This window comes from Myxococcus sp. AM010 (assembly GCF_013372585.1).
GTDB lineage: Bacteria > Myxococcota > Myxococcia > Myxococcales > Myxococcaceae > Myxococcus > Myxococcus vastator.
The window spans coordinates 65,511-72,309 of the sequence record NZ_JABXEO010000040.1 but is presented as its reverse complement, the minus strand read 5'-3'; the positions used below and the strand labels follow the sequence as shown (position 1 = coordinate 72,309).

Sequence of the window (6,799 nt, the reverse complement as noted above, 5' to 3'; positions counted from 1 at the left end):
CGTGCCCGCCCGCTTTGAGAAGCAGGTGCACGTGCAGGAAGTGCTGGCGTGCACGTGCGGCCGGGGCGTCGTCACTGCCCCGCCTCCAGCCAGGGTGGTGGACAGGGGCGAGTACGGCCCCGGCTTCATCGCGCACGTGGTGACGTCGAAGTGCGCGGACGCCATGCCGCTGCACCGGCTGGCCCAGCGGGTGGAGCGAAGCGGCGTGCCCATGAGTCGCAGCACCCTGACGGACCTCTTCCACCAAGCCGCCTCGGTGCTACTGCCCCTCTCCCAGCACCTCTTGCAATGCATTGCCTCGGCGGACGTGGTGTGGGCGGACGAGACGCCGCTGCGCGTGCTGGACGTGAAGAAGACGAAGCTGGGCTACCTCTGGACTTTCCTCACCCGGAATGACGCGGGCGAGTGGCTCATCGGCTACCGCTTCAGCATGGGCCGCGCCAGCAAGACGCCGAAGGAAGTCCTGGGTGGCACCGCGGGCGCCCTCGTGGTGGACGCCTACACCGGCTACAACGCGGTGACGCTGCCGCAGGGCCGGGTGCGCGTCGGCTGCTGGGCCCATGTGCGTCGCCGCTTCTTCGACGCGCTGGCCACCGCGCCCGAGGCGCGTGAAGCCCTGGACTTCATCCTCGAACTCTACCGGGTGGAGGCCCAGGCGCGAGAGGCGGACGTGGTGCGCACCGCGGCCCACCGCGAGCTGCGCCAGGTGCACAGCGCCCCCGTCCTCGCCGGGCTGCGCGTCTGGCTTGAAGCCCAGGCACCGCGTCACCCGCCCAAGAGTCCACTGGGCCAGGCCATCTCCTACGCGCTGAAGCAGTGGGAGGCCCTCACGCGCTTCGTGGAGAATGAGCGCCTGCCTCTCGACAACAACCGCTCGGAATCGGCGCTACGGAAAGCCGCCCTGGGCCGTAAAAACTTTCTATTCGTCGGCCACGAGGCAGCGGGGGAGAATCTCGCCGGACTCTACGCCCTGGTGGCTTCCTGCGAGGCCAACGGCGTCAACCCCGAGACGTATCTCGCGGACGTCCTGCTGCGCGTGCAGACACACCCCAACTCGCGCATCGGTGAGCTGCTACCCCACGAGTGGAAGCGGCGACGCGCCGCCGACCCGCCCGATTCGCTCCTCCAGCTCAGTCACTGAACAGCTCGCTCGTCGAGGCGCGCGCCGAACACGGTCCTCGTCCGTCATCAAGCCTCCTGGCACGACGTCCACCGGACGGTTACTTTTGTCCAGAGGGGGCCCTCCTCGCACAGGAAGAGGGTCAGCTTCTGCCAGTGCTTGCGCAGGTAGGCGAAGGCCTGACCCAGCCCTTCAGGAGTGGGTAGTTCAGCACCCCCATGTAAACTCGGGCCCCTTCCAACACGCAAACTGCGCGCTCGACCAGGAGCAGCACAGTATATCCCGAAGCGCACAAGTACCCTATCATAGAGGCATGCCTACCAAGTCGCCATCGAGCAAGCGCAAGAAGACCACCGCAACCAAGAAGCCATCTGTCAATCGAATCAACAAGACCGAGTCCAACTCCGCCATTGAGCCACAAATGCCGGCCGCAAACGAGTACACGGCAACGCATCTCAACCTACCCGTCACATATGAAGAGGTTACCAGTCTTTTTTCGCAGGAGAGTCTCGTCCAAAAACTCATGGATTTCGTCGTCCCTCTTGAATCAGAGGAAGAGAAAATAATCCAACACCTCATCCGAGCAAAACAAAGCGGAAAAATCCTATTTATCTACGGAGAACCAGGAAGCGGAAAATCCACTTTCATCGAATCACTCAGCTGGCGAAAACACATTGGCCTTCGCAAGATAATACACATCAACACCTCAACACACCTACCACCGACAGGTCTGACAGAAATCCTCAAGGTAATCAACGAGGCAGCACAGCAGGCCGCCAAAGAACGAGATCTTGGACCAACAGCCCTGGTTCTTGATTATCTCGAAAGCCTTGACGATTATCCTGACGAAGCAGTCAAAGGTTTCTATCGAACCCTGAATGGAATTCTCCGAAACGCTCCGTTGTTGATTCTCTGGCCGGTCGTAAGCATTGACGACGCCAACAAGATGATTCGTTATTCCGAAGGCGTTTCTGGCACAATGTTCACACGTGGCGAGGAACTCCATCGTTTCTCGGGCCCGCCCATTGAACGCTACGTCAGCATCGCAGAAACCACGATCGGCGTCTCCAACAATGGGCGGCCAATTACAGACTTCGGCCTCACGCGGGGCGACCTCGAAGAAGCACTGACGAAAATAAAGACAAGAACAAGATCAGACCAGACGATTCGAAGATACCTTGAACTGACTCGCGAAACCTGGAACGAAAAGTCCGGATTCCTCAAAGGCGCCATAGCCAAAATTCCAAAATTTTCAGAAGTTTGGTTCGTCATCTGCCACGCCAAGGCCGAAGAAGTCGTGAAGATGTTTGCAAGACGAGGCGACACCATCGAAGATGCTTGGCTTGCCAATCACGACGCCCTCTACGAATACGTCAAAGGCACGCAGCGCGCAGGTTTCTGGAACGCCCGCAAGCTACAGATGGCCATCAATGGCGTTATCCGCACACGAATCCTATACATCCCAACCAACTGCATGGTCGCAGCCATTGCAGCATACAGTCCGCCCAACTCCGCAGTGCGCCAGATTGTCCTAGACAATGGCGGCTCAAAGAACTGGACACAAAAACACAGAGCCAAGAAATACTTCGAATCAACCCCTCTATTCCGCCAACTCGCAGGCCATCCTCCTCTAGTTGGCAAACGGAAGAGCGGACCAGGCCATGAGGCCATCAACAAAGCAGAGCCATCTTTTAGCGCCATCAACAAATGGCTCTCGACCGAACGAGGACACGACTCCATTCTCAATGCAGCAATTGCCAATCTCATCGAAGACAAGCTTCGATCCGAGTTTGACGCACTAGAAGTCAGCAAGCCACACCCCTGGATACCCAACGTCATTCCGGATATCCGCATCGATCCCAAAGATACACGTCGCCACATCAACATTGAATTCCACTTCACAAACAACAAACAACCAAACGAAGTGGCAGACTACTGCCTCAAGAAGCTACAGATATACCTACAGCAAGTCGAACAACACATCACAATTGCAAACTGACGTCCCTAACAGTCACCTCAAACGGGATGGCCTTTGAAATGGCCATCCCGAGATAGGGCGTCACTCGCAAGCACATTTCTGATGCATGCTGAGCGGGTGGCCCTGGGCTACGTACACCGGGACTCGCTGGAGCCGGGCACCGAGCTGACCCTGGCGGCGGGCCCCACCACGGTGAAGGTGGCGTCCCTCCCCTTCTCTGCGTGAAACAGTCCCAGCATACTGGTGAGCCATGTCCCCTGGCTCACCGAGCACCCTGCTTCGCCCCGCGCTGCTGCTCGCGGCGCTGTCCCTCTTCCTGACGGGCTGCTTCAACGTCGAGCAGGACCTCTGGATCGAGCCAGGCGGTTCGGCGCGGCTGGTCGTCGACATGGGGATGCCCAAGTCATTGACGGCCCTGGCGCGGCTGGGCGGCGATTCGAACGCCAAGGAGGCGCTGCTCGCGAAGGCGCGCGAAGCCGAGCAGGCGCTGCGCCAGGCCCCGGAGGTCTCCCAGGTGATGCTCCGGGACTACGAGAAGGAGGGTCAGGTCCATCTCGTCTACGACGTGACGGTGAAGGACGTCACCCGGCTCCCGGAGCTCTACCGCCGCGCCGCCGAACAGCACGGCAAGGGCCAACCGTCGTCGCCGAAGGATGCGTGGGACGTCCGCATCGAGCGCCAGGGCGGGGACTACGTCTACACCCAGCGCTTCAACCCGGAGAAGGCCTTCGCCGCGCCGGCCGGCATCGGTGACGACGCCGCGGAGCAGGCCGCCCAGGAGCTGGCGAAGAGCATGGTGAAGGCCATGCTCGTCAACAACCGCCTCACCCTCCGCATCCACGGCCCTGGCATCGGCGAGACGAACGGCACGGTGAACGAGCAGAAGGACACCGTGGAGTGGAAGCTCAACCTCGCGGAGCTGATGGACGCCCCCGCCGAGGGCCGCGAGCTCCGCGCCGTCATCCACGGCGGCGAGCCGCTCTGGCTGTGGCCGGCGGTGCTGGGCGTTCCCCTCGCGGTGCTGCTGCTGACGGTCGCCGCCGCCCGGAGGCGCCGGGGCGTCGCCACCCGATAGCTCGCCGCCCCTGGCACGCCTGTCATGGTGCCCCTGCCGTTGCGGTCCCTCCGCATCAATCATTTCGAGGGCTTCTCGCTGGAACGGACCTTGCTGACGCAGGCGTCCGAGCATGCGCCCCACGCCTTCGCTGACATGGCTGTCCTTCATCACCGGCATGACGGTCATGGCGTCGGAGATGGCGGCGTCACGACTGATGGCGCCCTACTTCGGCAGCAGCACGCCCGTCTGGGCCGCGCTCATCTCCCTGGTCCTGGGTGGGCTCGCGTTGGGCGCGCGGTGGGGAGGCCACGTGGCGGACCGCTCGGGGCGCCTGACGCCGCTGCTGAGCGCGCTCTGCCTCAGTGCGCTCGCCCTGGCCCTGCTGCCCTTCCTCGCGCGGGCGCTGCTGCCCGGCGCCACGGCCGCGGTGCTGGGGGGGCGCCCCGTGGAGGGATTGGGCCGCGTGGCCTTGCTGCTGGTGGTGGCGGTGCCGCCCCTGCTGGTGCTGGGCGCGGTGGGGCCCTACGTGCTGCGCGTGGGGCTGGCGGGCGTGGCGTCAGCGGGCGCGCATGCCGGACGGCTGTCTTCCGCGTCCACGGTGGGCAGCATCACCGGGACGCTGCTGGCGGCCTTCGTCGTGCTGCCGCTGCTGGGCACCGCGCGCACCATGGCGCTCTTCGCGGCGGCGCTGGGGCTCACGGCCTCCTGGCGCCTGGGGTGGCGGTGGCGGCTGCCCGCGGTGGGCGTGCCCGTGGTGGCGCTGGCCTTGGGCGTCCACGCCCTGCCCCGCGGCCCCCAGGCCGTGGAGGTGGCCGAGTCCCCCTATGCCTTCATCCAGGTGGTGAAGGACGAACACGGCACCCGCTCGCTCGTCTTCGATGAGGGCTACGCGGTGCAGAGCGTCCACCGGCCCGGCCTGCCGGTGCGCGGAGAGGTCTTCGGGCACTACCTGCTGGTCCCCGCCATGGCCCAGACAGCGCCACGAGCGCCCCGGGTGCTGGTCCTGGGTCTGGGCGCGGGCACGAGCGCCAGGGGCCTGCGGGAGACGTACCCGGGCGTGGAGGTGGTGGGCGTGGAGCTGGACGCGGAGGTGGTGCGGCTGGGCCGTGCGCACTTCGACCTGCCCTCCGAGGTGGAGGTCCACGTGGGAGACGCGCGCGCCTTCCTCACGCGCGACACCCGCCAGTACGACGTCATCCTGGTCGACGCGTTCCGCTTCCCTTACGTCCCCTTCCACCTGACGACGCGCGAGTTCACCTCCGCCGTGGCCGCCCGCCTGAGGCCCGGTGGCGTGGCCTGCTTCAACGTGGGGCGCTACGCGCAGGAGCGCGCGGTGGTGGAGGCCGTGGGCGCCACGCTGGCCACCGTCTTCCCAGAGGTCCGGGCCGCCGACGCGCGCAACCACAGCAACACGCTGCTCTTCGCCGGAGCCCCGGGGCTCGCGGAGCGGCTCGCGGAGCGCACACCGTCACTGCCCGCCTCGCTGCGCCCGCTGGCGGAGCGCGTGGCCGGAGAGCTGAAGCCGGTGCCCGCGGGTGAGCCGCTGACGGACGACCTGGCCCCGGTGGAGCTGCTCACGGACGCCATCCTCCTGCGGGCCCTGTCGAGCGGGAAGCGGCTCCAATGAAGCGCCTGCCCGGCATGCCGGAGTTCCTCGCGCCGCTGCCCCTGTGCGCGGTGGCGCTGATGGCGGTGAATGACCGCTGGCTCAAGCCCGCCTTCCACAACGCCCTCACCGGCAAGCTGTCCGACGTCGCCATCTGCTTCTTCCTGCCGCTCTACGTGTCCGCGCTGCTGGCGCTGGTGACGCGCTGGCCCAGGGCGCGCCGGGTGGCCGTGGGCGCGGTCTTCACCGTGTGCCTCTACACCGCGCTCAAAGTCTCCCAGCCCGCCGCGGACCTCTTCTGTGCGCTGCTGCGGCCCCTGGGCGTGCCGCTCGGCATCCGGAGCTTCCGCGCCTGGGCCGACCCCACCGACCTCGTCACCTTGCCGCTCGTCTGGGTGGCGGTGCGCTACAGCCGCGCCACCACCCGCGAACCGCCGTGCCTCCCCGCCTCGTCCCCCACTGGAGTCAACGCGTGAAAGTCATCCTGATGAACCTCGCGGCCACCGCCGCGCTCGCCACCACGGCGGTGCTGCTCGTCGCGGACTCGGGAGGGAAGGACTGCTACCAGCCCGCCCAGAGCGTCACCTTCGACGTGGGCCACAACACCTGCGGAGCGCCGGGCCTCCTCCAGGTGAGCACCCCTCAAGACGACTGCCGCCTCGACGTGGCGGTGGAGGAGCGCACGGGGCTGCCCACCAGGGGAGCTGTCTACGCGGGCACGGTGGACATCCTCCAGGGCGACAACTGGTACCTGGCGGATACGAACGTCGTCATCACCTTGAGCACCGACGGAGGAACCCCGCCCGCCGACGCGGGCAACGGCACGGCGGTCGAGGTCAACCGCGCGTGTGAAGTCCTGCGCGAGGGCGAGGTCCTCCGGCTGAAGTGCACCGCGCGCGAGGCGGACCTCGGCAACGAGCAGGTGCACGCCTGCGAGGCCGTGCTCACCCCGCGCTGAGCACCCCGGCGGCCAGCGCCCACGCCGCCCAGCACCCACTCAGCGGCGGCCACGCCCGGACAGGCGCAGCCGCCACACAC

6 protein-coding genes and 1 pseudogene are annotated in these 6,799 nt (G+C 65.8%); all 7 read left to right on the top strand.

Going from position 1 to position 6,799, the window contains the following annotated elements; all coding sequences use genetic code 11:
* Positions 1–1,141 (top strand): IS66 family transposase (gene tnpC, locus HV826_RS19405; protein WP_176418523.1); only part of this gene is annotated, 1,141 nt, incomplete at its 5' end.
* Between the two features lie 292 nt (positions 1,142–1,433).
* The gene (locus HV826_RS19400; RefSeq protein WP_176418522.1) at positions 1,434–3,119 is read left to right on the top strand and encodes an ATP-binding protein; all 1,686 of its coding nucleotides are present in this window, start codon (positions 1,434–1,436) and stop codon (positions 3,117–3,119) included.
* A 90-nt stretch (positions 3,120–3,209) separates the two neighbouring features.
* Positions 3,210–3,323, top strand: a pseudogene (locus HV826_RS19395) (aminomethyl transferase family protein); the annotation flags it as partial.
* 25 nt (positions 3,324–3,348) lie between these two features.
* The gene (locus tag HV826_RS19390; protein ID WP_176418521.1) at positions 3,349–4,173 is read left to right on the top strand and encodes a hypothetical protein; all 825 of its coding nucleotides are present in this window, start codon (positions 3,349–3,351) and stop codon (positions 4,171–4,173) included.
* Between the two features lie 112 nt (positions 4,174–4,285).
* On the top strand, positions 4,286–5,782 hold the full coding sequence (locus HV826_RS19385; protein WP_176418520.1) for a fused MFS/spermidine synthase: 1,497 nt from the start codon (positions 4,286–4,288) through the stop codon (positions 5,780–5,782).
* Positions 5,779–6,237 carry a hypothetical protein gene (locus tag HV826_RS19380; protein WP_176418519.1) on the top strand — a complete coding sequence of 153 codons (459 nt, stop codon included), beginning with the start codon at positions 5,779–5,781 and terminating at the stop codon, positions 6,235–6,237. Before HV826_RS19385 ends, HV826_RS19380 begins: the two co-directional genes overlap by 4 nt.
* Complete coding sequence (locus tag HV826_RS19375) at positions 6,234–6,719, top strand: hypothetical protein (protein WP_176418518.1); 486 nt, start codon at positions 6,234–6,236, stop codon at positions 6,717–6,719. Before HV826_RS19380 ends, HV826_RS19375 begins: the two co-directional genes overlap by 4 nt.
* Positions 6,720–6,799: the final 80 nt, after the last annotated feature.